Origin of the sequence: Exiguobacterium sp. s191 (genome assembly GCF_018618955.1) — a bacterium.
Lineage (GTDB): Bacteria > Bacillota > Bacilli > Exiguobacteriales > Exiguobacteriaceae > Exiguobacterium_A > Exiguobacterium_A abrahamii.
The window spans coordinates 25,811-48,715 of the sequence record NZ_JACSNC010000001.1; the positions used below are offsets into that span (position 1 = coordinate 25,811).

Genomic DNA, 22,905 nt, shown 5'->3' on the forward strand with positions numbered 1-22,905 from the left:
AAAAAGATGAAGACGAAGTTGTTTGATACGGTTCAACTCGGAACGTTGACATTCCGCAATCGGGTCATCATGGCGCCGATGTGTATGTACAGTGCAAAAGAAGATGGACTCGTTACGGATTGGCATGTCACGCACTATGCAACCCGTGCAATGGGTGGTGTCGGTGGTGTCATCTTAGAAGCGAGTGCCGTCACGCCAGACGGTCGTATTTCAGCCGGTGACCTTGGGATTTGGTCAGATGCCCATATCGAAGGACTACAACGGATCGCAGAGCAAGTCAAAGCAGCGGGTGCAAAAGCAGGCATTCAACTGGCCCATGCTGGGCGCAAAAGTACGACGGCAGAACCACCCGTCGCACCGAGTGCTTTACCGTTTGATGACACATACGGTCATCCGCGAGCATTAACGCTTGAGGAAATCGCAACGATCAAACAACAGTTCATCGATGCAGCACTACGTGCGGAACGAGCAGGGTACGATTTCATTGAAATTCATGGGGCTCATGGTTATTTATTGAACACGTTCCTCTCTCCGTTATCGAATGTCCGCGAGGATCAATACGGTGGATCGATTGAAAATCGGATGCGCTTGTTGCTAGAGATCATTGATGGGATTCAGGACGTCTCAAAGCTTTCGATTTGGGTCCGGATTTCAGCAGCGGATCACGCAACAGGAGGAATGACGGCAACGGACTATATTCCACTTGCAAAAGAACTAGCCGCACGTAACATCGATCTACTCGATTGCAGTTCAGGGGCTGTCGTCGCCAATGCCGTACCGGAAGTGTATCCAGGCTATCAAGTGAGCTATGCGGAAGAATTGAAACGAGAGACAGGTATCGCCACGGGAGCGGTTGGATTGATCACGACAGCTGCCCATGCAGAAGAAATCGTCCGTAACGGTCGAGCGGATATCGTACTGCTCGCACGTGAGTTACTGCGTCAGCCTTACTGGGTCTATCATGCGGCAGCCGAACTAGGAGACACGGTCGCCTTGCCGAAACAATACGAACGAGCACCGATTCGGACGGTACGCTAACTATTAATCATATGAAAAAACGACACAAAAAAGGAAGCCCCAAAGGCTTCCTTTTTTGATTACTGCTGTTGTTGTTGCATCATCTGTTGTTGCATTTGTTGTTGTTCTTGTTTGTCTAAATCAAAAGCATCCTTGAAGTCTTTGTTTTCGATTTTAACATCGTATTCTTTCATGAGTGAACGGTAGATATCGTTCGGGTTGACTTGTGCTGCTTTTTCTTCAGCAAGTGCTTTTTTGATGCGTGATTTTTCTTTATCAAGTGTAAAGTCTTTCTTTTCTTTACGATCGACTACTTTGATGATGTGGTAACCGAACTGTGTTTTAATTGGATCGGAGATTTTACCTTCAACGCCATCCTTGAACGCATAATCTTCGAATTCCTTGACCATTTTACCTTTTGTGAAGTATCCAAGGTCTCCACCTTTTGTACCGCTACCTGTATCTGTTGATTTCTCTTTTGCGAGTTTCGCGAAGTCCGCGCCGTCATCCAATTGTTTTTTAATGTCTTTTGCTTCTGACTCTTTCGCAACGAGGATATGGCTTGCTTTAACTTCGACTTTTTCTTGGTCAAAACGCTCTTGGATTTCTTTATCTGTTACTTTTGATTTCGCAGATTTTGCTTCCGTTAAGAGCATTTGTGTGCGAAGAACTTTCTCGAATTCTTTTTCATTCTTGATTCCAGCAGATTTCAATGTTGTACTGAACTGCTCTTTATCCGGGAACTGGTCCTTTGTCTTCTTGACTTCTGCTTCGACTTCTTTATCCGTGACTTCTTTGCCGTATTTCTTCTCAAGCAATTTGTTCATCGTTTGCTGGAAGGCGATTTGAGCACCAGCTTTTTCGTATGCTTCTTCTTGGACGTCAGCCTTGTTGACTTCGCCACCTTTGTAATTGATGACGGCTTCGTCATTTGATCCACATGCTGCTAACGTAAATACACTTGCGACTGCTGCTGCGCCTAACAATTTCTTTTTCATACATACACCCCTAATTTACCATTTATTTCAACCGTTTTATCATATCATATTCTCGTCTGGTTGACAGCTGTATCTTGTCATGCCGAGAGATACTTGCTCTTTTCCATGCTATCACATCCAAGTAGCCGGTTGAGGATAATTTTTATGGGAAATTGTGAGGGAAATAACGCTCTTGAGACATAGTAGTAATGTCCTTGTCATGAGGAAAAAAGACCTAAAAAAAGCATTCTAGCTAGAGGCTAAAACGCTTTTAGTAAGGTTATGCTTTTTTGATTGAGTCCATGACTGGATCTTGAGGGCGACGATCTGCTTCTTCTGTGATCATCTTTGATGTCTCAGCGAATATGTCCATGAAGCTGTCACCATACAAGCGACGTACGATCGCAGAAATGTCCGTTAATTCCGGGAACTTCCCGTACAGTTCCTGAAGAGGAAGTGATGCACGGAAGACACCGTTTTCTTCAGGGCGGAACGCTTGAATCGTCTCAAGCAAGAGTGATTCGCCCTCTGGTGTCAACTGGACGTAGGTATTTCGTTTATCTGTTTCCTTTTTTGAGAACGTCAACAGTCCGCGGTCTTCTAACTTCTTCGAGAAGTTGAACGCCGTCGAGACGTGCATGACACCATACTTCGCAATCTCTGAAATCGAGGCACCGCCTAGCGCGTGCGAAATCCACAAGATATGATGTTCATTGATGTTCAGATCAAAAGGCTTGATCCAATTTTGCCAATCTTTTTCTACCGTTTTCCATAGTGCTTTGCTTAACTGGACAATCTTGTGGCTATACAACAAAGCCTCTTGTCCAGGATATAACTTTTCGTGTTCCATATCTGACTCATCCTTTCGAAAGGTGACAATGGCTCAAACGCGCAAAATGCAAACTATACAAAAACAAATCGAAGCAACGGATCTTACTTTTGTGGAGAAAGCTGGTCTGCTTCCTGTTTCGCTTCATCAGCGAGAGACTGGATCTTCGTGAGCGATGCTTGGACTTCCGTTTGGTATTCCGAGACGCTCTGCATGACTTCTTCTTTGAAGTGCATACCAGACGCTTTTGCTGTCTCTACTAAGTTCTTGCCCTCCTGGGTCAAATCCTGCACATTCGTTACGATTGTAGAATAAGAATTTCGACGTTGATGACCGTTCGAAGAGTCGCTTTTCGTACCTTGGCGAAGCGCCTTCAGACCGTAAAAAGTCACAAGTGTTAGCGTAGCACCAAAAGCGACCCAGTTACGGGCGGGACGCTTCGACATATTGAACCTCCTTTTTAATATTAAAATATTTGTTTCATATTATTTTACCGAAAATCGAATGAAAGAAACCTATTTCGGCAATATTTTTCTAAGAATAGAAGAAAAAGAGCAGACTTAGATGCGAGAAGCGATCGAGTTAGCGAGTTCAGCCAATTCCTCTGCCGTATAATCGTCATTATGAACTTCCCATTTCGCACCGAAACCGTCTTGTTTATCGTGACGCGGAATGAGGTGCAGGTGGAAGTGGGAGACCGATTGACCCGCTACTTTTCCTGTATTCGATAAGAGATTCATGCCAGCTGCCTCTGTCTCTTGTTGAAGCGCACGACTGATTTGCGGGATCGTCGCAAATACGTCTTGTGCTTGTTCAGGAGAAAGATCATACAAATTATCGGCATGTTGTTTTGGGATGATGAGCGTATGTCCTTTCGTCACTTGTGACAAATCGAGGAAGGCGAGAACTTGTTCGTTCTCGAATACGATATGACCAGGGACTTCTTTGCGAGCAATTTTACAGAAGATACATGACTCTTTTTGCATGGAACGTTCACTCCTTTGGGTAAGATAACATTAGTATACGGAAAGTTTCCGACTTCCGCACGATTGACAGTCAAATTGAACCCGATACACTTAGAAACATACAGCTATTGAAGGGAAGGAGCGAACTGCATGGCATCACGAGTAGCCTCGACGGCACAAAAAAAAAGAAAACGGCGTCTGCTCGTCGGTAGCGTTATCGTCGTCGGTCTTTTCTTATTCGTTGCCTTTTGGTTTGGGCGTAACATGCAAGAAGCGGCGAAAATGGAGAAAACAGACGAGCGTCTTGCTACCTTGTTAAAGGAAAAGGATCAGCGTGGATTCCAAAAGCTAGTCACGATGAACGATAAGTCACTACCGATGAGTGAGGCGACGCGACTCGTTAACTGGTTGACGGCTGATGCAGAGCGGACGGACCGGGTCATCGCACAAGTCAAACAGGATCAAGACGCAGGTAAGCAAGTGAAGACACATCTGTTTTCGTTACAAGAAGAGGATGGATGGCTTTGGTATGACCGGTACTCTCTCGATGTGAATCCTCAACGGTTAACCGTTTCGAGTGATCTACCGGGAACAAAGGTTTCACTAGATGGAGAAGAAGTCGGGACGATCGATCAGAAATCTCTTGAAGTCAAGCGTTCTCCTGGAGAGTACGATGTTCAAGTAAGTGCGGAACAATCAGGACAGACCGTCCAGGAATCAAAGACTGTACAACTCGGAGATGAACCGAACGCGACAGTCGACTTTAAATTAGCTGATCGGTTCAATACGACCGTTTCGAACGAATATGCAGTCGATATCAAAACGTTACTTGAGACGGAAGTGAAAGCCCGGACTGGAAAAAGTATCGATACGATGACTGGCTATCTTGGACGTTCGCGTGACTCGTTTGAGAATACGTTCGGCACGCCTGATTCGACCGTTGCCAATCGAGCGCGGTACGATGGATATGAAGTAACCTATCAGTCGGGGCAGGTGGAAGAATTGTTAATCCGATTGAATAAGACTCCGGATGAACTTGAAGCCATCGCTGGAAAACCAGAACGAAAGAAGCGAGAGCAAGTCGGTACGGTTTGGGAATATCCGTCTAGTTTTCTCGAAGGTGTGTTCGAATGGTTGAATCTGCGAGCAGAAAAACGTGTCGTCGAGCGAGAAGACGGCATGTGGTTACAATTAAAAGACTAAAAAAATCCTCGGACAGAACGTCCGAGGATTTTTGGTTATCGTTTATTCACCGCACGGAGAATGAACGATACGATGAGGATAAGAATGATAGCTCCGAGTAAAGCAGGTACGATTGCGAATCCAGCAACCATTGGACCCCAATCTCCGAATAATGCTTGACCAATCAATGCACCAACGAAACCAGCGATGATGTTACCGATAATACCACCTGGAACATCTTTACCTAAAATCAAGCTTGCTAACCAACCAATAATACCACCGACGATTAATGCCCATAAGAATCCCATTTAAAACACTCCTTTTCAATTTAAGATATATGATTACTTACGTACTGCCCGGAGAATAAGTGAGACGATGAAGATCAAGATGACTGCTCCGAGAATAGCCGGAATGACTGCGAAACCAGCGATTTTTGGTCCCATTGAACCAAAGATGGCTTGACCGATCATCGAACCGATGAAACCAGCGATAATGTTACCGATGATGCCACCCGGCACATCTTTCCCGATAATTAAACTTGCGATCCAACCGATGAGACCACCAATGATGAGTGCCCATAAGAAACCCATTTTAAAACATCTCCTCTACATATTAGTTTTACCTGTTTTCAGGCAGTTATAAACACGTGCGAAAATGAAAAAATCTGAAATCGTTCATTCTTTAAATGACTAGACAATTAGACCACTTGATAGAGAATGAATGGACGATTCATTGATTTCACTTTCAATTTACATGTAAATCGTTTTCATATATTGATGTAACGATTACACTTAGAGTAATTGCCGAAAAAACAAGTATTAAAACATTATATTTAAAAAAACTAGGCGTTAAGCTAGAAAAACGAAGCAAATCTACTTTACGATGAGCCTAAAGGGAGTGGCGAACATGTTATTAGATATCAAAGGTTTATCAGGTGGATATGGATCGAAAACCGTCCTTCATGACATTAGTATCGAAGTGGATCGGGGTGAACTCGTTGGTTTAATTGGTTTAAACGGTGCTGGGAAATCGACGACGATCAAGCACATACTCGGTCTTTTGCCAGTCAAGACGGGATCAGTTCGAATCAATGGAATGGATTTAGCAACGAACGAAACCGAGTATCGTCGTCAAGTTGCATACATTCCAGAACAACCGATGTTATATGAACAACTGACATTACGGGAGCACCTTCGTCTGATGGCACAAGGATATGATGTCGAAGAAGCGATCGCGACAGAACGCGCGCAACATTACGCTGAACGACTTCGGATGACGAAGCAACTCGAATGGTTTCCAAGTGTCTTCTCAAAAGGAATGAAACAAAAAGCGATGATCTTGTGCGCACTCGTCACAGGGAGTGAGCTGTTGATCGTCGATGAACCGTTTGTTGGACTAGATCCGCTCGCGATTCGCGAGTTATTACAGATTTTTAGTGAACTCAAGCAAGACGGTAAAGGTATTTTAATGTCGACGCATATCCTTGAGACAGCAGAACGGCATTGTAATCGTTTCGTACTCTTACATGAGGGTCACATTGCAGCGGAAGGGACGACAGCTGCTTTACGCGCACGATATGGATTACAAGATGGAACACTAGATGATCTGTACGTCGCTGCAATCGAGGAGGCGGAACGATGAGCAGCCAGTCCTTATGGAGGGAACGGTATCAGGCGGCGATGACCGAGACGGTGAAATACACAAGGTATATGGCGAATGGTGGACTATTATTCACCGTGTACTTCGTTATTTTGTACGGTTTAGTCGTATACGGTCGTTTCCTCGACCAACTCGATCCATCGTTTCCTGGTCGGTTCGTCATGGCAGCCTTGTTTCTGATTTTACCGCTCTACCGGACGAGTCGGACGTTTCTCGTTGAGGCGGACCAAGTGTTTTTGTTACCGGTATTAGCGAAGTTATCAGGGTTTATGCAACAAGTACGAGCGTACAATGCGGTCTTTGGTATCATCCGTGCCGTGATTCCATTTTTAGCTGTCGTTGTTCTCTATGTTCGAACGGAACAGACGACACCACTTGAACTTGTTTTACTTGGGGTAGCACTTGGACTGTTCGGAGCAGCAGCGAACTTATCAAAACTTGAAGGAATTGCACATCGGACGGTGCTGTTATATGCGTTCGGAGCGGCACTTCTCGTCATCATCGATATGGCGTGGATGGCGATCGTCGTCGCACTTCTCTTAATGGTCGTCCTTCATCTGAAGCGTCAGGATCATCTTCCTCTACGCGAATGGATTTCACTTGAGCAGGAATCGCGCGATCGATTTTATCGATTAGCGAATTGGTTCGTCGATGTGCCGCATCTATCGGCAACGTATAAACGCCGTCGTCTCTTAAGTAACATGGTCGAGCGGATTCCATATCGAGCGCAAACGACATTCGATTACTTGTATGTCAAACAGTTCATCCGGAGTGGAGACGGGATCGGATTGATTGTTCGTTTGACGTTAATTGGAGCTGTTTTCATGTGGTTGGCAAGTGGAAATGTTTGGTTCGTCGCCTTAGCGATTCCAGCGTTCGGAGGACTAACTAGTTTTCAGTTGGCGCCATTCACGAAAGCAGTCGATCAGCATCTTTTGACTCGTCTATTACCATTTGGAAATGCCGTACTGGCGAAACGGAAAATCATCCGCTTCGCAGCAATCAGTCAATGCATCGTCCTGACGCTACTTGGATTCTTCTTCAGTGGATCCCTCTATGTCGTTGGTGGGGCAGCCTTGGCGCTTGTGATTGGTGAATACTACGCTCGAAAGTAATAAACAAGAAAGAGCCTACGCGATGAATCCATCGTGTAGGCTCTTGTTCTTTACTAATTATTAATTGACACGTTCGTTTGAGAGGTCTTCTTCTTCAACCATACGTAATTCTTTGCTGACCGGGGCAGGAAGATCGTAAGAAGATTGACCATGTTCTGCAACATCCAGTCCGCGGAGTTCATCTTCGCGTGTGATCCGAAGACCAATCGTAAGGTCGAGAACTTTTAAGAATGCGTAACTTAAGACGCTGACGATGACGACGGCAAAGACGACACCAAGTGCTTGAACGCCGAGTTGCGTAAAACCGCCACCATAGAAGAGACCAGCTTGTCCGATCCCTGTGATTTCAACGAGTCGTGGTGAAGCGAAGAATCCAGTTGCGAGTGTACCCCAGATACCAGCGACGCCATGAACGGAGAAGGCACATAATGGATCATCCACACGGCTTGCGAGAAGAATGCTCGTTCCATATGTGATGACACCAGCGAGGAAACCGATGACGACAGCTGCCCACGGTTCGACGAAGGCACAGGCTGCTGTGATCGCAACGAGTGCAGCTAAGACACCGTTGATGATCGACGGAATGTCTGCGACACGACGGTGCCAGAATGAGATGGCAAGAGCACCGAGGGCACCTGCTGCAGTCGCAAGTAACGTCGTCAAGGCAACATAACTAAAGAATCCATCGGCAATCGTTAGTGTCGAACCAGCGTTGAAGCCGAACCAACATAACCAGAGGATGAAGGCACCAACGACAGAGTAGATGACATTGTGTCCAAGTAACGGTGTTTTTTCAGCACCGATTCGTTTCTTGAGCAGTAAAGCGGCAACGAGTGCGGCAATCCCACCTTGTAAGTGGACGACCGTTGATCCAGCGAAGTCTTGCATCCCGAGCGAACCAAGGAATCCACCTGCCCAAACGGAACGTGCGATGATCGGATAGATGATAGCAACGAAAAACGTTCCGAACAACAGGTAGACGGATAATTTAGCACGTTCTGCGAATCCGCCCCAAGCGATCGCGAGGGAGACAGCGACGAATGAGAGTTGGAAGAGGAACTTCACATCAATCGTGATGTTCGACCAATCAAGACTGCTGAATCCTCCTTGTAAAAAGAATCCTTCCGTTCCGATGATAGAATTGCCATCACCGAACGTCAATCCGAATCCGATGGCCCAAAAGGCGAGAGCGGCAACCGAGAAGCTGATGATTTGTTTGACGGCGACGTGCCCCGCGTTCTTCGCCCGTAACATCCCTGTTTCTAGAAGTAAGAATCCGATTTGCATCGTAAAGACGAGCAGTGCTGCGAATAAGACATAAAACGTATCGACTGAGATAGCGAGTTGTTCCAGTTTCATTGTCGTTCCTCCTTTATCCATTTAAAGTATGTGTTTACTTTAGACGGAAATACTTTCAAAGAAACGTGTTGTGTCAGAAAATCTGACATGGTATTTTTGTGGAAAGGAGTGACGAAGATGAACTACCGCGAAAAAAAGGTGATGTCGATCGGAATCGTCTGTGAATTAACCGGCTTGTCAGAACGTCAGATTCGTTACTATGAGGAACGGAAGCTAATCTTTCCAGAACGGACAAATGGAAAGACACGAAAATATTCGTTTACGGATGTCGAGCGACTCGTCGAAGTCGCGGAAAAAATCGAGGATGGCTGGCGCACGCACGAAATTCGAGAAAAAGAACGCAAGGTAACGGAACAACAACGTTCTGACTTGATTCGTGGTCAGTTGAATGCTGCATTCGGTCTTTACAAGAAACAGTGAACATTTCATGAACTGGTAACAGAACTGTCATTTTGTAAACGATTTATTGGCACAGACTTCTTAATTTCAGATATAATGTTTCTGTGTTCACAAACTTATCGTACGTTTTTTTGGGGCGTTAGAACGAGTATAAAGGGGTAGTTATGATGAAGAAATTCAATGATACGTTTTTGCGGGCGATCCGTGGCGAGCAGATTGATCACGTTCCCGTCTGGTACATGCGACAAGCAGGTCGTTATCAAGCGGAATATCGTGAAATCAAGAAGACGCGGACGCTTTTCGAGATCACACATGACTCGGAACTAGGCGCATATGTGACAGAACTACCTGTAAAACAATTAGGGGTCGATGCAGCGATTCTGTATAAAGACATCATGACGCCACTTCCATCGATGGGCGTTGACGTCGAAATCAAGAGTGGTATCGGTCCAGTCATCGCGAACCCGATTCGCACGATGGCAGATGTCGAAGCATTACAACCATTTAACCGTGAAGATATTCCATATATCTATGAAACGATTCGTTTGTTACGGGAACGACTCGAAGTACCGTTAATTGGTTTTTCCGGGGCACCATTCACGCTTGCGAGCTATATGATTGAAGGTGGTCCTTCGAAGGGATACCATAAAACGAAAGCATTGATGTATGGACAACCTGAGGTATGGCATGCCTTAATGGAGAAACTAGGTGACATGGTCATCGATTACATCAAATCACAAGTGGATGCAGGAATCCAAGCGTTCCAAATCTTTGATTCATGGGTCGGAACGACAAGCCGGAAAGATTATGTCCGTTACATCAAGCCAACGATGGAACGCATTTTCACGGAATTAAAAGATACAGGCGTGCCGATGATCATGTTCGGTGTAGGAGCGAGTCACTTGGCAGAGGAATGGCACAGTTTACCGTTAGACGTCGTCGGACTTGATTGGCGTTTGTCGATTGACGAAGCACGTGAGCGTGGACTGACGAAACCTGTCCAAGGAAACCTCGATCCGTCTTATCTGTTAGCACCATGGGATATCCTTGAAGCAAAAACGAAGGAAATTCTCGACATGGGAATGAAGCAACCAGGATTTATCTTTAACCTCGGTCACGGCATCTTCCCGGAAGTCGATCCAGAAGTATTGAAACGTTTGACTGCATTTATCCATGATTATTCGAAAGAAAAAATGGAGGTAGGAAAATGAAGACGTTAGGACTACTTGTTATGGCGTACGGTACGCCATATAAACCAGAAGATATCGAGCGTTATTATACGCACATCCGTCGTGGACGCAAACCGTCTCCAGAAGCATTGGCAGAGTTGACGGAACGTTACGAAGCCATCGGTGGTGTCTCACCACTCGCACAAGTCACGATTGATCAGGCTGAAGAGCTACACCGTCAATTGTCTGAGAAATATGCTGGTGAAATCGAGTTCAAGCTCTATCTTGGTCTGAAACACATCGAGCCATTCGTTGAGGATGCTGTCGAGCAAATGGCAAAAGACGGCATTACGGAAGCGGTCACGGTCGTTTTAGCACCTCACTATTCGACGTTCAGTATCCGTTCATACAATGGTCGTGCGAAGGAAGTCGCGGATAAGCACGGTATTCGTCTCGCATCCGTCGAATCGTGGTACAAAGAAGAAGCGTTTCTCGATTGGTGGGGTAAAGAAATCCGCAAGACGTTCGACGCTTTACCAGTACCTGAAGAGAAAGCTGTTCTCGTCGTTTCAGCACACAGTCTACCTGAGAAAATCATTGCAAACGGTGATCCATACCCAGAGCAATTGAAAGAGACAGCCGAATTGATCGCGCAACGTGCTGGTGTACCGCATATGATCACAGGCTGGCAATCGGCTGGACAAACGCCAGAACCATGGCTTGGACCAGATGTTCAGGATTTGACACGTGACGTCTACGAAGAAAAAGGATACGAAGCATTCGTCTACGTACCCGTTGGTTTCGTTGCCGATCACCTAGAAGTATTGTTCGATAATGATTACGAGTGTAAAGTCGTCTGCGACGAACTCGGAATTCATTATGCGCGACCTGTCATGCCAAACGCGGATCCAGCTTTCATGAAAGCTGTCACGGAAGCCGTTGCGAAACAGGTGGGTAGTTATGTCCAGTAAACGTCTCGTCATCGTGGGCGGTGGTATATCAGGACTTGCAGCCGCCTATTATGCAGAGAAGCAGTTTCCGGAGATGAACATCACGTTACTCGAGGCAGAGGGTCGTCTCGGTGGTAAGGTGGCGACATATCGGGACGAAGGATTGACGATCGAGCGGGGACCGGATTCATACGTCGCACGGAAACACGTGTTGACGGATCTCATCGAAGAGATCGGATTAGGGGAGCAACTCGTTCGCAATAACACGTCGCAAGCGTATATCTTGGATGCGCGTGGTCTCCACCCGATTCCAAAAGGTGCCGTCATGGGGATCCCGACCGATTTAGAGTTATTCGCAGAGACATCTCTACTGACGGAAGAAGAAAAAGCAGAGGTGACAGAACGATTGCTTCACCCTGCTCCTGATTTGACGATTCCGGAAACAGACATCCCATTAGGGGAATACCTACGTCCGCGTCTTGGAGATGCACTCGTCGAGAAGTTGATCGAACCGCTTCTTTCAGGCATCTATGCGGGTGATATCGACCGGATGAGTACGTTCGCGACCTACCCGCAATTCGTTGCGAATGAGCAAAAGGCGGGAAGCTTGTTCGAAGGAATGCGCCTCATGCGTCCGCTTGATCAACAACAAGGTCCGACGCTTAAAGCGACAGGTCAATTCTTATCACTTGCTACTGGACTCGAGTCTCTCGTCGAGCGTTTAGAAGAGGTGCTTGAACGGACAGAGATTCGTCTGGAGACACCACTTCGTTCCATTGAACGGGAAGAAGACGGGCGGTATCGTCTCGAAACGGATCACGGTCCAGAATATGCCGATGATATTTTGTTGACGATTCCGCATCGCCAAGTCGTGTCCCTGTTACCAGAAGCGACGCTTCCTGGGCTTGCGAACCTTTCGACACACTCGACGGCGACGGTCACGTTGATTTTCGAAAAGGAAACAGCGTTACCGATTGATGGAACGGGATTCATCGTCAACCGTCGGGCGCCGTATTCGATTACAGCATGTACGGCGATCGATCAAAAGTGGAATCATGCAGCACCGAATCATACCGTGCTCCGTGCCTTCATCGGACGTCCCGGAAAAGATGCACTCGTTCGTGAATCTGACGAAGTGATTGAACGTGTCGTCTTAGAAGATCTTGAAAACATCTGTGGTCGTCCCTTGCAACCGGAGCGTGTCGTCATCAGTCGTCTATTAGACGGCTTACCGGCCTACACGGTAGGACATGCACAGCGGATTCAAGAAGTGCGAGAAACCGTCGCTTCGCACTATCCACACATTCATTTAGCCGGACTCGCCTATGATGGTGTTGGTTTGCCAGACTGTGTAGCAGGTGTCAAAGCGACACTTGAACAAATGGCGTTACAACAACCGGAACCATGTCCAGAATCATGACACGCCTAAACCTTTTTGAAGCTAGCAGTGCTTCAAAAAGGTTTTTTTGTCTTCAGAAGAATGACATGGAAGGAAACGGGAATAAGAGACAGAGGAATCAAAATCGAAGAATACCGTTGAAGCGGGAGGGAATCGTATGGTGGAAGTATGGAGTACGTTCACGATCATCATCGTCTACGGATTGCTTATCATGAATATCTTGGCTGTCCTGACGGTTATTTTTCTCGAGCGGCGCGATATTGGTGCGACGTGGGCATGGGTATTCATCTTGTATTTCGTTCCGCTCGTTGGGTTTCTCGTCTATCTGTTTTTCGGAAGACTGTTGAAAAAAACGAATTTTTATCGTGTCACGGATGAAGAACAACTGGAACAGGATAGACGGATCGCCTTACAGAAAAAAGAACTTGTAACGATGGGACGGCACCCGATGATTCAAAAACACCGGGATATGATTCGGATGAACCTGATGTCGAACGGTTCGTTACTCAGTCTCTCGAATCAACTACAGATTCTTTCGGATGGCGAGCAGAAGTTCAATCGGATGATTCAAGATATCCGCCAGGCTGAGCATGAAGTGAATATCCAATATTACATCATTCAGAAAGATCGCCTCGGGTTAGCGTTGATCGATACATTGACCGATTGTGCCCGTCGTGGGATTAAAGTCCGTCTATTGTATGATGCTGTCGGATCACGTAGTCTCAAACGGACGGATTTCAAGGATTTACTCGCACACGGGGGAGAAGTGTTTGCCTTTTTCCCGTCGACGATTGGATTCGTTAATTTTCGATTGAACAACCGCAATCACCGTAAATCCTGTATCATCGACGGTCGAATCGGCTACATTGGTGGGTTCAACGTTGGTACGGAATATCTCGGTATCGATGAAAAGTTCGGCTACTGGCGGGATACACATTTTCGCTTGGAAGGTGACGTCGTTCACGATCAACTCGATCGCTTTATTCTCGACTGGAACCAAGCAAGTGACGTCTATACGGAAAAATCTTTGTTTTACTATGGAACGCATAGGATTCAGGATATATTACCGATGCAAATCGTCACATCGGGTCCGGATTCTCGTTCAGAGTATTTGAAGCTTGCCTTGATTAAAATGATCAACGAAGCAAAACGGACGATTTATATCCAATCGCCTTATTTCATTCCAGACACGAGTTATTTAGATGCATGTAAGGCAGCCCTCTTATCCGGAGTGGAAGTACGCATCATGATTCCGAACAAACCGGACCATCCATTCGTTTACTGGGCAACGACTGCTGCTGTAGGGGAACTGCTATCTTACGGAGCTAAAATCTACACGTATGAACCTGGATTTTTGCATGCGAAGACGATCGTCGTCGATGGAGAAATTGCTTCGGTCGGAACAACGAATATCGATGCGCGAAGTTTTCGTTTGAACTTCGAAATGAATACGATCGTCTATGACCAGGCAGTAGCGATTGAACTAGAACGGCTCTTCCTCGCCGATTGTGAGGTATCAAAGCTCATGACGGTCGAGTCGTATGCCGCACGTTCAAGAACGATTAAATTCAAGGAAAGTATTTCGCGTTTGTTGTCACCGATCTTGTAAACCGTGTTTACGACCAGTCAAAATGTGAAAAATGGTATAGTGGTATGGAAATAGAAAAAGAGGAGAGTGAAGACGATGGCAAATCCAATCAAACTACTCGTATCAGACATGGATGGTACCGTTCTTTCAGGTAAACAACGAATTGAACCGGAGACGATTCAGGCAATTGAAGCGGCACGCGAACAAGGTGTCGAATTTGCAATCGCGACAGGACGTAACTACTTAAATGCAAAAGAATTAACAGACGCAGCAGGAATCCACTGTCCAATCATTGCTTCAAACGGGGCACGTGTGATGACCGTCGATGGAGAAGAGTTAAGTGCAACGACTTTGACGACGGAACAAGCACAGCAAATTTACGGTATCATCAGTCAATATGAAGTTTTCTTCGAGATGTTCTGTGATCAAGGACTCGTGACAGCACAAGGAGCGACGATCGACGCAGCCTATGATTCCCTGAAAGAGTTGAGTGAAGAGAGTGATCGGGCGAAACAAGTGCTTGATTTCTTCCACGATCGTTATTATGTCCACGAAGACGTCAAGATGATTGATGGATTCCGGTCGTACATTCGTAACCAAGCGGGAAAAGTATTTAAATTCATCTCATTCTCGTTTGATCAAGAATTGATGAAAAAAATCTGGCAGGAAATCGAGCAAAAGGTCGAAGGTGTCTATGTCACGTCGTCAGGACACGATAACATCGAAGTCATGGCTGTCGGTGCCGATAAAGGAACGGCAGTTAAAATCCTCGCGGACCACCTCGGTGTGCCAATCGAACAAGTCGCTGTCATCGGTGATAATCTAAACGATCTTCCAATGTTCAAAGTTGCCGGAAAGGCGATCGCGATGGGAAATGGTCATGATGAGGCAAAAGCGATTGCCCATCACGTGACGAAAACAAACGATGAGCACGGCGTCGGATATGCGATTCAGCAGTTGGCGTCCCGCGCTTGGTAAGGGGGACGTTTCATGTTTAAAGCATTTAAGGAGTTCGCGTTTCGAGGAAATGTGATCGACTTAGCGGTCGGAGTCATTCTTGGTGCTGCGTTTAGCGGGATCATCAAATCCCTCGTCGACAGCGTGTTCATGCCACTGATCGGCATCATCATCGGTGGTGTTGATGTCAAGGGATTGTCGGTCATGGTCGGAAATGCAGAGTTGCAGTACGGTCAATTTCTTCAAGCGAGCATCGAATTCTTGTTGATCGCCTTTGCGCTGTTTATCTTCGTCAAAGGCATCACTTCATTCCGAAAGAAGGAAGAGGTCGTCGAAGAAGAAGCGGTACCAACGACAGAAGAAAAATTATTGACAGAAATCAGAGATGCCTTGATTCGTCAAAGTGAGTCATCGACTAAAAATTGACGGATACAACAAAGCTGACTCAAAAGTCAGCCTCTACAAAGATAAGGGTGGCAGAATGATGATCTGCCACCCTTATCTCGTAAAAAAGAATGACGCGTCACACGCCACTCCTACAGGAACAAGCGCATTATGCGCTGTCAGAGACAAACAAGACCCTCTTTCCTGCTTGAATGAAGCAGGAAAACTGGCTTGTGTCTCGCCTGAGGAAAGGGCGTGGAAAGACGAGTCATTCTTTTTTTTGAGTCAGCTCCTTTTTTAAATCATAAAATTTCGAGTAATGCATTTTCAGAGCAGACTTGTAACGAAAGCTGTTTTTTCATTCCTTGATCAAATGAAATTTCTAGCACGTCGTCAACCAGGTGCAAAACGGTTCCGGGACCAAATGCTGTATGCGAGACACGCATGTTCTCAGTGATCGGAAGTGGAGGAACGCTAGCTCGCGCTGCAATAGCAGGGCGCTGGCGTTCTACTTTTCGTTTTGCAGCGTCAGGCGTGACGAGGCGATGGACGTCTTCGACGAATGGCGAGACATCAAATGATTTCGATTTAAAACGATAGGACAGGAGATGTAGTTCGTGTCGCGCCCGTGTCATGCCGACGTAAAACAAACGTGCAGCTTCTTCCATATCATCGAGTTGTCCATTCTTGTACGCCTTGATCGTATCAGCCGATGGAAGAATCCCAGAAACGAGATCAATCATGAAGACGCGATCGAATTCAAGTCCCTTCGCACTGTGAAAGGTCGAAAGGGTGACCGCATTTTGATTTTTATTTTGTTTCGCATCACGCATCAATTGTTCGAGATGCGTGATCCGTTCACGAAAGGCGAGTAGTGTCGGTACATCACTTGCGATGTTATCAATCGTATTCAATGTTTCAAGCAGGTGATCGAGACTAAAACCGAGGCTCTCACTCATTTTCCGCAAATTCTTTTCGTAGCCCAGTTCATGACGAATCAGAGAGAGGGCAGCAGATGGTCGAACGGTCTGAATGGAAGCGAACGTGCGCTTCATTTGTTGAAGTTGTTTCTTTTGATAAAACTTCATCTCGATTTTGTTTATGAGTAGATCAAATAGAGATTCACCCGTACCGAACTGTTGCAATTGAGCCATTTGCGCTTTTGAGATATACCCGGCGAATTTCGTATGGATAGTTGCTAACACATCGATATCTGTCGGATCTTGTGCGAATGTCATGAAGTTTAAGATATCCTTCAAAATCCAATGACTGAAGAATTTATGATCGACATCCTTAATATAAAATGGAATATTTGCTTGATCCAAAGCATTCATCACATTGATCGAAGAAGCATTGTTGCGATATAAGATGGCTACTTCACGATAATTCGTCTCTGTCCGTAGTTGATTCAACAGATAGCGGGTCTGATCCTCGTAAGTTGGTAACGTCTCTAAGATGATCGGACGAACCGAGGCGTTCTCCGTAAACATCTGTTTCGGATAGCGTGCTTTATTGCGCTGAATGAATTGGTTCGCGACTGATACGATGTCTTGAGACGAACGATAATTTTGCTCCATGTAAAGAATTGTCGCATTCGGATACGTATCCTTGAAATGGAGGATTTTCGAAGCATCTGCACCACGCCAACTGTAAAGTGTTTGGTCATCATCCGCGACAACACATAGACGGTTGTGTGGTAAGGCTAACTTCTCGACCAATTGATGCTGGACGAGTGACGTATCCTGACTCTCATCTGTTAAGATGTAGTCGAAGCGACGCTGATAATGTTGCAACAGACGACGGTCTTGCTCAAGAATCGTATTCGCATACGTCAACATATCATCAAAGTCGAGTAACGGATGTAAGGGATCACGCGACTTAAATTGTTCATATGCCACATAGATATCAGGGAAATGTTTGATCGTCGTCGGTACTGCCTTGATTTCCTTTAAAGAAAGGAGACGGTTCTTGACGAAGGAAATCATTCGTAATAACTCATCCATCTGGTCATCGGTAATGACACTCCGATTAATTTCCTGGAAAATACGCCGGAGTAACATACGTTTATGTGGCGCATTCGGATGTTGTTGATCCATTGGTCCCTCAATGATCGTATAGGAGAGACGTTGCTGGGATGTATGATCCCGAACGACTTGAAAAGCAAAGCTATGAATCGTCGAGAATGCCGCTGTCGTTCCAATTAATTCGTGAAATAGATGATAAAAACGATCCGCCATCTCACGAGCTGCAGCCTTACTGAAGGTCAGCCCTAAAATACGATGTGGTTCGATCTTTTTTTGTAAAATCAAATAGGCAATCTTAAAATTAAGCGTCGTTGTTTTTCCAGAGCCGGGTGAGGCGAGTAACAGCAACGGACCATGGTCATGTTCGATTGCCTGTTGTTGGACAGGATTCAGTTGAATGCCGGTCAATCGCTCCATCTGTTCGAAAAAATCTTCATGCATGATACAGTTCACCTCGAGCGTATTTATTTCTCGTCCAATAATCGAACTTTCCCTAGTGTATCATTTTTAGTGTCAGGATTGGATTACGGAAAGAAGAACCGTGGAATAAAGAGACAAGAGCCTATTGGATGTTATGTAAGACGAGCACCCTAAAAGACTAGGCAAATGGACACAAAAACATTAAAATGGGAATAGATGTAAGAGAGTACTCTCTTGTCCTGTACAAAGAGGGAAGGCGGAATGAGAATGTCTGTAGTGAAATTACACATGTATACGAATGAACATTATGAACAATGTGATGCGTTCATTCTTCCGGAAGAACAAGTCCAGTTTACTTCTTTTCCGACGGATGTCGTCACAGATGCGGTTGCCCATCCAGATAAATTCCCGGTTGTCATCAAAAAAGACGATTCAGTCGTCGGATTTTTTATTCTTCATCTTAATCCCCCTAAAACACATCGAACACATGAACAAAGTGTCCTATTACGTGCCTTTTCCATTGATGCACGCCATCAGCACCAAGGATATGCGAAAGAGGCAATGATGCAGTTGCCAGAGTTCGTGCATCATCATTTTCCGGAAGTCACAGCGATCACACTAGCGGTCAACAAAAAGAATATTGCTGCAAAATCACTGTACTTCAAGACGGGATACGTCGATACGTTACAGTCCGTCATGGGTCCGATTGGGGAGCAACACATCCTTGCATTTGATCTAGAAAAAGAATCTCGATTAAAACAATGAAGTAAAAAAGCATTTTCCTGATTCTATTCAGGAAAATGCTTTTTTATTTAAGATAAATCGTAGAGTGAGAGATGCGCACCTGCTTCACCAGAGAAGGCAATCCCTCGACTGGATGTTTTCGGGAAAATCCGTCCAGATGCAACGGCTTCTCCGTCATTCAGGAAAAGTTCAAACGAAGAACGATCCACGAACAAACGTAATGTATGCAAGTCCTTCGCAAGAATCGTCGATCGCGAAGTGCCGAATGATTCAGCAGGGACTTCCGCACCTGAACGGCTTCGATCGATTGTAAATTGACGTGATACAGCATCGTAGTGGAATACCGTCTCTTCTGTAGCGTCTTGACGAATCGAGAAGCGGAACGAGTCCGACGTCAGCTTCAAGTCTGTCATCACGAGCTCGAAAATCTCGGCTTCCGCAATTGTCACATCTTGCTCGAAAAGAATCGTTTCGTCAAACAGCGTCTCTTTTCGTAGCTGTGTCAGTTCACGGACAGGTCGTTGACGAAGTCGTCCCTGTTCGATCGTTAATTCACGTGGCAATGTCAAAGCATGTGCCCAGTTATAGATGTCAGAAGGATAACTGATGTCCGGTAAACCCATCCAACCAACGAGAATCCGCCGACCATCTTCCGCCTCAGTTGTTTGTGGCGCATAGAAGTCAAATCCGAAATCGAGTTCTTGGAACGGTTCATGTGTGAATGTTAAGTCGGGTAAAGCTAACGGTTCACCGATGAGGTAACCGGACTGGAAAATATTTTGATAGTTCGTACCATCCGGTTCAATCCCTTGAGGACTAAAGAGGAGGACGCCTTTTCCATCAAGCTCGAAATAATCAGGACATTCCCACATATAACCGAATGTCGGGTAGTTCGTCTGTAACTCACCGAGGAATGTCCAGTGCTCTGCATCTTGAGACTGATAGATGACAGTACAACCCGTCAAGTCAATGCGCTGTGCACCAATGATGCAGTACCAGATGCCCGATGCATCTTGGAAGACTTTCGGATCACGGAAATGTTCCGTATATCCTTCAGGAACGTTTGGGATAGCAGGTGGTAAATGTTTTTCGATTCGTCCATCCGAGCGGAGATGACCGACGATTTGGCTCGTATGGCGATTCCAATCCGCATCCCGTTTATTACCGGTGTACATGATGTGCACTTGATCATCTTTAATGAAACCACTACCGGAATAAGCACCGTGCGAATCAGGATCGTCATTCGGGATCAAGGCGGCTCCTTCATCGAACCAATGTACAAGATCTTTTGATGTCATGTGATACCAGTACTTCAGCCCGTGTACGGGTCCGAGTGGAAACCATTGATAAAACAAATGATAGAGACCATCATGATAGACGAAACCGTTCGGATCATTCAAAAGTCCGGTCGGAGGTTGGATATGGTAAGAAAATCGCCAAGGAGATGTGCGAACTTCTTCCTTCATCGCTTGGTAGACGCTCGGATCGACATCCGAGAGGGGACGGTATCGTGCTTCACGTGTCCATTGATTCATGTTGACAGCTCCTCGTTGAAAAATTATACGCTTCTCGTTCACCTTACGGAGGAGAGCAGCGCTTGTCAATCCTCCGTCCTGAATGGTCAATGAACGGACATACATCCTCTGCCGTTTTGCTTCGAACGATAGAGCGCTAAATCAGCATGATGCATGACTTGTTCGAGTGATTCTCCTGTCACCTGTTCGGCGACTCCGATACTCATCCCGATGTGGACGGTTTGTTCTTCTAAGTGATACGGCATCGAGACGTGAGCGATCCATTGTTCACCTAAATATCGTGCCTCTGTTAAGGATTGAGTCGTCAAGACGATGATGAACTCATCGCCGCCCAGACGAGCCACGAATCCACCCGGTGGAAGCAATTGTTCGAGACGTTGACTGACTTCGATCAGCAGGAGATCACCTAGCGCGTGACCATACGTATCATTGACTGATTTAAAGCCGTCTAAATCAAGGCAAAGATAGATAGAATGCGTTTCTGCAGGCAATTGTTCGATGTATTGAGCGAGACCGTTGCGGTTCGCGAGACCAGTCAGGCTATCGCGTTGTGACAAGCGTTCAAACGTTATTTTCTCTTGTTCGGTATGTAGCAAGCGATGAATCAGTCGTTGTAAGGCATCCGTCAGTGTCTCGATTTCTCGGATTCCACGATGATTCGGGAGTGATTTTGATGGATCATCCTGCATCTGTTGGGCGGCATGTGTGATTTTTAATAATGGTCGTGTCAATAGCTTCGCTAACATCCAGCCAAGTACGGCTGTAACGAAAGAGGCAATCAAACCAGCGATGAAAATCGTTTGACGTAAAGCATCGGCATCAGCGAACGCAATCGAAGTCGGTTGACGTACGAGAACCGTCCAACCTAAGCCATCGTAATCCTTGTAACCTCGGCTTGTGCTTTGACCAGAGACAAATTCTTTCCCTTGCCAGGAAGCGGTCGCAGAAGCATTCGAAGTCAGCGTTACGCTATCGGGTAATGTTTTACCGCTCCATCCGCTTGGTCCAAGTAAAATCGTTTTTCGATCTTGACTAATGATGAAGACATCGACTTGTTGGAGAGAGGACGTGGCGCTCTGAAAACTTTGTTCGATCGCTTTTGCCCATTCGAAGCTGAGATGTGTCGCAAGGACACCAGAAAATCGACCCTTATCATACAAAGGTGTACTAATATCGACGAACTGTAACGGTTCACCGCTTGGGTTCGGCAATAATTTTGCGAGTAGGACAGCTTCATGGACATCCCCGATGAATGGTTGTGATAAGGCTTGTTGGAAGACGGGACGTTCCTTGATCGACGTTCCTTCCAGAATCTGATTCGTTGACGCAACGACGTTACCTTTCGCATCTAATCGACCAATCCAAGAAAAGTCAGGAATCTGCCGTTGTAACTCTTCGAGTGTCCGTCGCGTTTCTGTTTTTTGTTCTGTTTGTTGAATCGTTGATAAGGAACCCAGCAATTTTACTTCGGCATAACGTGACCACATGTAATGATCAAGCTTATCAGATAGTTGGTGAGCGGTCGTTGACAGATTCATCCCGACTTCCGATTGGAGTCGGTTTGTTGCATGTTGACTAATGAAGAAAGTTAATCCGAGCGTCATGCTAAAAAATAGCAGGGAAATCAATCCCGCTAACAAAACATCAAAGCGAAGTGAGGGTTTGGACATTGTGTGATACTCCATTCATACGTTTTCATTTGTTTTTACTTACATCATACACGTAGACGTCTACGAGTTGTTCGCGGTTCGAGAAACTCGTTCGCGCGTATCGGAAATCGTGTTTTTCCCAAAAAAGACGGGCTCTTAAATTATCAGGTAAGACCGCGAGATGAATGTGAGGTTCCTGACTTAGGAATCGATCACAAAAAGCGGATAGTAACCGACTGCTAATTCCCGTACCGTGTTGAGAAGCATCCATTAAGAATAAACCGATCCAAGGTGTACCGTCTTTTGGATGCTTCGGTAGGTAGTCAATCAGTAAGACGGGTTCTCCGTCCACATACCCAATCAGCGATACGGTATCGGGATTTAAAAACTCTTCCTGTAAGGTCGAATCAGAGAGCGGAAGCACTCGTTCTTCTAAGAGCGCATATTCAGGAACGCTCGCGTACAACGATTGGATGATCGGAAAGTGATCATGTGTTACTCGTTCAAAGCGAATCATCTAGCGACTCCAGTCTTTATTTTTAATATAAAATTTCTGTTGTTACGCCTTTTTAATTGGAATCAGA

22 protein-coding genes and 1 pseudogene are annotated in these 22,905 nt (G+C 45.8%); 12 read left to right on the top strand and 11 right to left on the bottom strand.

The genetic code is table 11. The features are described 5' to 3' along the window. Positions 1-6 precede the first annotated feature (6 nt). Complete coding sequence (gene namA / locus KNQ09_RS00205; protein ID WP_133207901.1) at positions 7-1,038, top strand: NADPH dehydrogenase NamA; 1,032 nt, start codon at positions 7-9, stop codon at positions 1,036-1,038. 59 nt (positions 1,039-1,097) lie between these two features. Here the strand turns inward: namA and KNQ09_RS00210 are convergent, their stop codons facing one another. The 4 genes and pseudogenes from KNQ09_RS00210 to KNQ09_RS00225 form a co-directional block, all read right to left on the bottom strand. Then, a complete protein-coding gene (locus tag KNQ09_RS00210; RefSeq protein ID WP_050677713.1) occupies positions 1,098-2,015 on the bottom strand; it encodes a peptidylprolyl isomerase in 918 nt (305 codons plus the stop codon). Between the two features lie 259 nt (positions 2,016-2,274). Further along, on the bottom strand, positions 2,275-2,844 hold the full coding sequence (locus KNQ09_RS00215) for an HTH-type transcriptional regulator Hpr (RefSeq protein WP_023467344.1): 570 nt from the start codon (positions 2,842-2,844) through the stop codon (positions 2,275-2,277). An 83-nt stretch (positions 2,845-2,927) separates the two neighbouring features. Further along, positions 2,928-3,269: a hypothetical protein gene (locus KNQ09_RS00220; protein WP_023467345.1), complete on the bottom strand. Its 342-nt coding sequence runs from the start codon at positions 3,267-3,269 to the stop codon at positions 2,928-2,930. Positions 3,270-3,383: 114 nt separating this feature from the next. Next, positions 3,384-3,812: pseudogene (locus KNQ09_RS00225) on the bottom strand (HIT family protein); the annotation flags it as partial. A 126-nt stretch (positions 3,813-3,938) separates the two neighbouring features. On the opposite strand from KNQ09_RS00225, the gene KNQ09_RS00230 reads away from it, so the two are divergent. Further along, positions 3,939-4,991 (top strand): TcaA second domain-containing protein, encoded by a 1,053-nt coding sequence (locus tag KNQ09_RS00230; protein WP_064300384.1) that lies wholly within the window; start codon positions 3,939-3,941, stop codon positions 4,989-4,991. A gap of 35 nt (positions 4,992-5,026) precedes the next feature. Here the strand turns inward: KNQ09_RS00230 and KNQ09_RS00235 are convergent, their stop codons facing one another. Together KNQ09_RS00235 and KNQ09_RS00240 are read right to left on the bottom strand one after the other, a co-directional pair. Next, entirely contained in the window at positions 5,027-5,278 is a 252-nt protein-coding gene (locus KNQ09_RS00235; protein ID WP_029340936.1) for a GlsB/YeaQ/YmgE family stress response membrane protein, read from the bottom strand. 33 nt (positions 5,279-5,311) lie between these two features. Then, positions 5,312-5,560 (bottom strand): GlsB/YeaQ/YmgE family stress response membrane protein, encoded by a 249-nt coding sequence (locus KNQ09_RS00240; protein ID WP_023467349.1) that lies wholly within the window; start codon positions 5,558-5,560, stop codon positions 5,312-5,314. 316 nt (positions 5,561-5,876) lie between these two features. Between KNQ09_RS00240 and KNQ09_RS00245 the strand changes: the two genes are divergently transcribed. Then, complete coding sequence (locus KNQ09_RS00245) at positions 5,877-6,611, top strand: ABC transporter ATP-binding protein (RefSeq protein WP_064300383.1); 735 nt, start codon at positions 5,877-5,879, stop codon at positions 6,609-6,611. Beyond that, positions 6,608-7,744, top strand: coding sequence for an ABC transporter permease (locus tag KNQ09_RS00250; protein WP_214857022.1), 1,137 nt, complete (start codon positions 6,608-6,610; stop codon positions 7,742-7,744). Before KNQ09_RS00245 ends, KNQ09_RS00250 begins: the two co-directional genes overlap by 4 nt. 60 nt (positions 7,745-7,804) lie before the next feature. On the opposite strand, the gene KNQ09_RS00255 is transcribed toward KNQ09_RS00250, so the two are convergent. Then, positions 7,805-9,103 (bottom strand): ammonium transporter, encoded by a 1,299-nt coding sequence (locus KNQ09_RS00255; protein WP_023467352.1) that lies wholly within the window; start codon positions 9,101-9,103, stop codon positions 7,805-7,807. Between the two features lie 117 nt (positions 9,104-9,220). Between KNQ09_RS00255 and KNQ09_RS00260 the strand changes: the two genes are divergently transcribed. The 7 genes from KNQ09_RS00260 to mscL all read left to right on the top strand — a co-directional run bounded on the left by KNQ09_RS00260 (position 9,221) and on the right by mscL (position 15,991). Beyond that, positions 9,221-9,523 (top strand): MerR family transcriptional regulator, encoded by a 303-nt coding sequence (locus KNQ09_RS00260; protein ID WP_023467353.1) that lies wholly within the window; start codon positions 9,221-9,223, stop codon positions 9,521-9,523. 143 nt (positions 9,524-9,666) lie between these two features. Further along, the gene (gene hemE, locus KNQ09_RS00265) at positions 9,667-10,713 is read left to right on the top strand and encodes a uroporphyrinogen decarboxylase (RefSeq protein ID WP_023467354.1); all 1,047 of its coding nucleotides are present in this window, start codon (positions 9,667-9,669) and stop codon (positions 10,711-10,713) included. Then, positions 10,710-11,642, top strand: a complete 933-nt coding sequence (gene hemH / locus KNQ09_RS00270) for a ferrochelatase (protein WP_050677707.1) — start codon at positions 10,710-10,712, stop codon at positions 11,640-11,642. The genes hemE and hemH overlap by 4 nt, the downstream gene beginning before the upstream one ends. Continuing rightward, on the top strand, positions 11,632-13,041 hold the full coding sequence (gene hemG, locus KNQ09_RS00275; RefSeq protein ID WP_133207906.1) for a protoporphyrinogen oxidase: 1,410 nt from the start codon (positions 11,632-11,634) through the stop codon (positions 13,039-13,041). The genes hemH and hemG overlap by 11 nt, the downstream gene beginning before the upstream one ends. 136 nt (positions 13,042-13,177) lie before the next feature. Further along, a complete protein-coding gene (gene cls / locus KNQ09_RS00280; RefSeq protein WP_050677705.1) occupies positions 13,178-14,629 on the top strand; it encodes a cardiolipin synthase in 1,452 nt (483 codons plus the stop codon). Positions 14,630-14,704: 75 nt separating this feature from the next. After that, entirely contained in the window at positions 14,705-15,586 is an 882-nt protein-coding gene (locus KNQ09_RS00285; protein ID WP_050677704.1) for a Cof-type HAD-IIB family hydrolase, read from the top strand. Between the two features lie 12 nt (positions 15,587-15,598). Next, complete coding sequence (gene mscL, locus KNQ09_RS00290) at positions 15,599-15,991, top strand: large-conductance mechanosensitive channel protein MscL (protein WP_050677703.1); 393 nt, start codon at positions 15,599-15,601, stop codon at positions 15,989-15,991. 260 nt (positions 15,992-16,251) lie between these two features. On the opposite strand, the gene KNQ09_RS00295 is transcribed toward mscL, so the two are convergent. Next, the gene (locus KNQ09_RS00295; protein WP_214857023.1) at positions 16,252-18,414 is read right to left on the bottom strand and encodes an ATP-dependent helicase; all 2,163 of its coding nucleotides are present in this window, start codon (positions 18,412-18,414) and stop codon (positions 16,252-16,254) included. Positions 18,415-18,660: 246 nt separating this feature from the next. Between KNQ09_RS00295 and KNQ09_RS00300 the strand changes: the two genes are divergently transcribed. Then, a complete protein-coding gene (locus tag KNQ09_RS00300; protein ID WP_214857024.1) occupies positions 18,661-19,158 on the top strand; it encodes a GNAT family N-acetyltransferase in 498 nt (165 codons plus the stop codon). 47 nt (positions 19,159-19,205) lie between these two features. Here the strand turns inward: KNQ09_RS00300 and KNQ09_RS00305 are convergent, their stop codons facing one another. The 3 genes from KNQ09_RS00305 to KNQ09_RS00315 form a co-directional block, all read right to left on the bottom strand. Next, positions 19,206-20,672: a glycoside hydrolase family 32 protein gene (locus tag KNQ09_RS00305; protein WP_050677151.1), complete on the bottom strand. Its 1,467-nt coding sequence runs from the start codon at positions 20,670-20,672 to the stop codon at positions 19,206-19,208. A gap of 86 nt (positions 20,673-20,758) precedes the next feature. Further along, positions 20,759-22,342 (bottom strand): diguanylate cyclase domain-containing protein, encoded by a 1,584-nt coding sequence (locus tag KNQ09_RS00310; RefSeq protein ID WP_214857025.1) that lies wholly within the window; start codon positions 22,340-22,342, stop codon positions 20,759-20,761. A 25-nt stretch (positions 22,343-22,367) separates the two neighbouring features. After that, a complete protein-coding gene (locus KNQ09_RS00315; RefSeq protein ID WP_214857026.1) occupies positions 22,368-22,838 on the bottom strand; it encodes a GNAT family N-acetyltransferase in 471 nt (156 codons plus the stop codon). Positions 22,839-22,905: the final 67 nt, after the last annotated feature.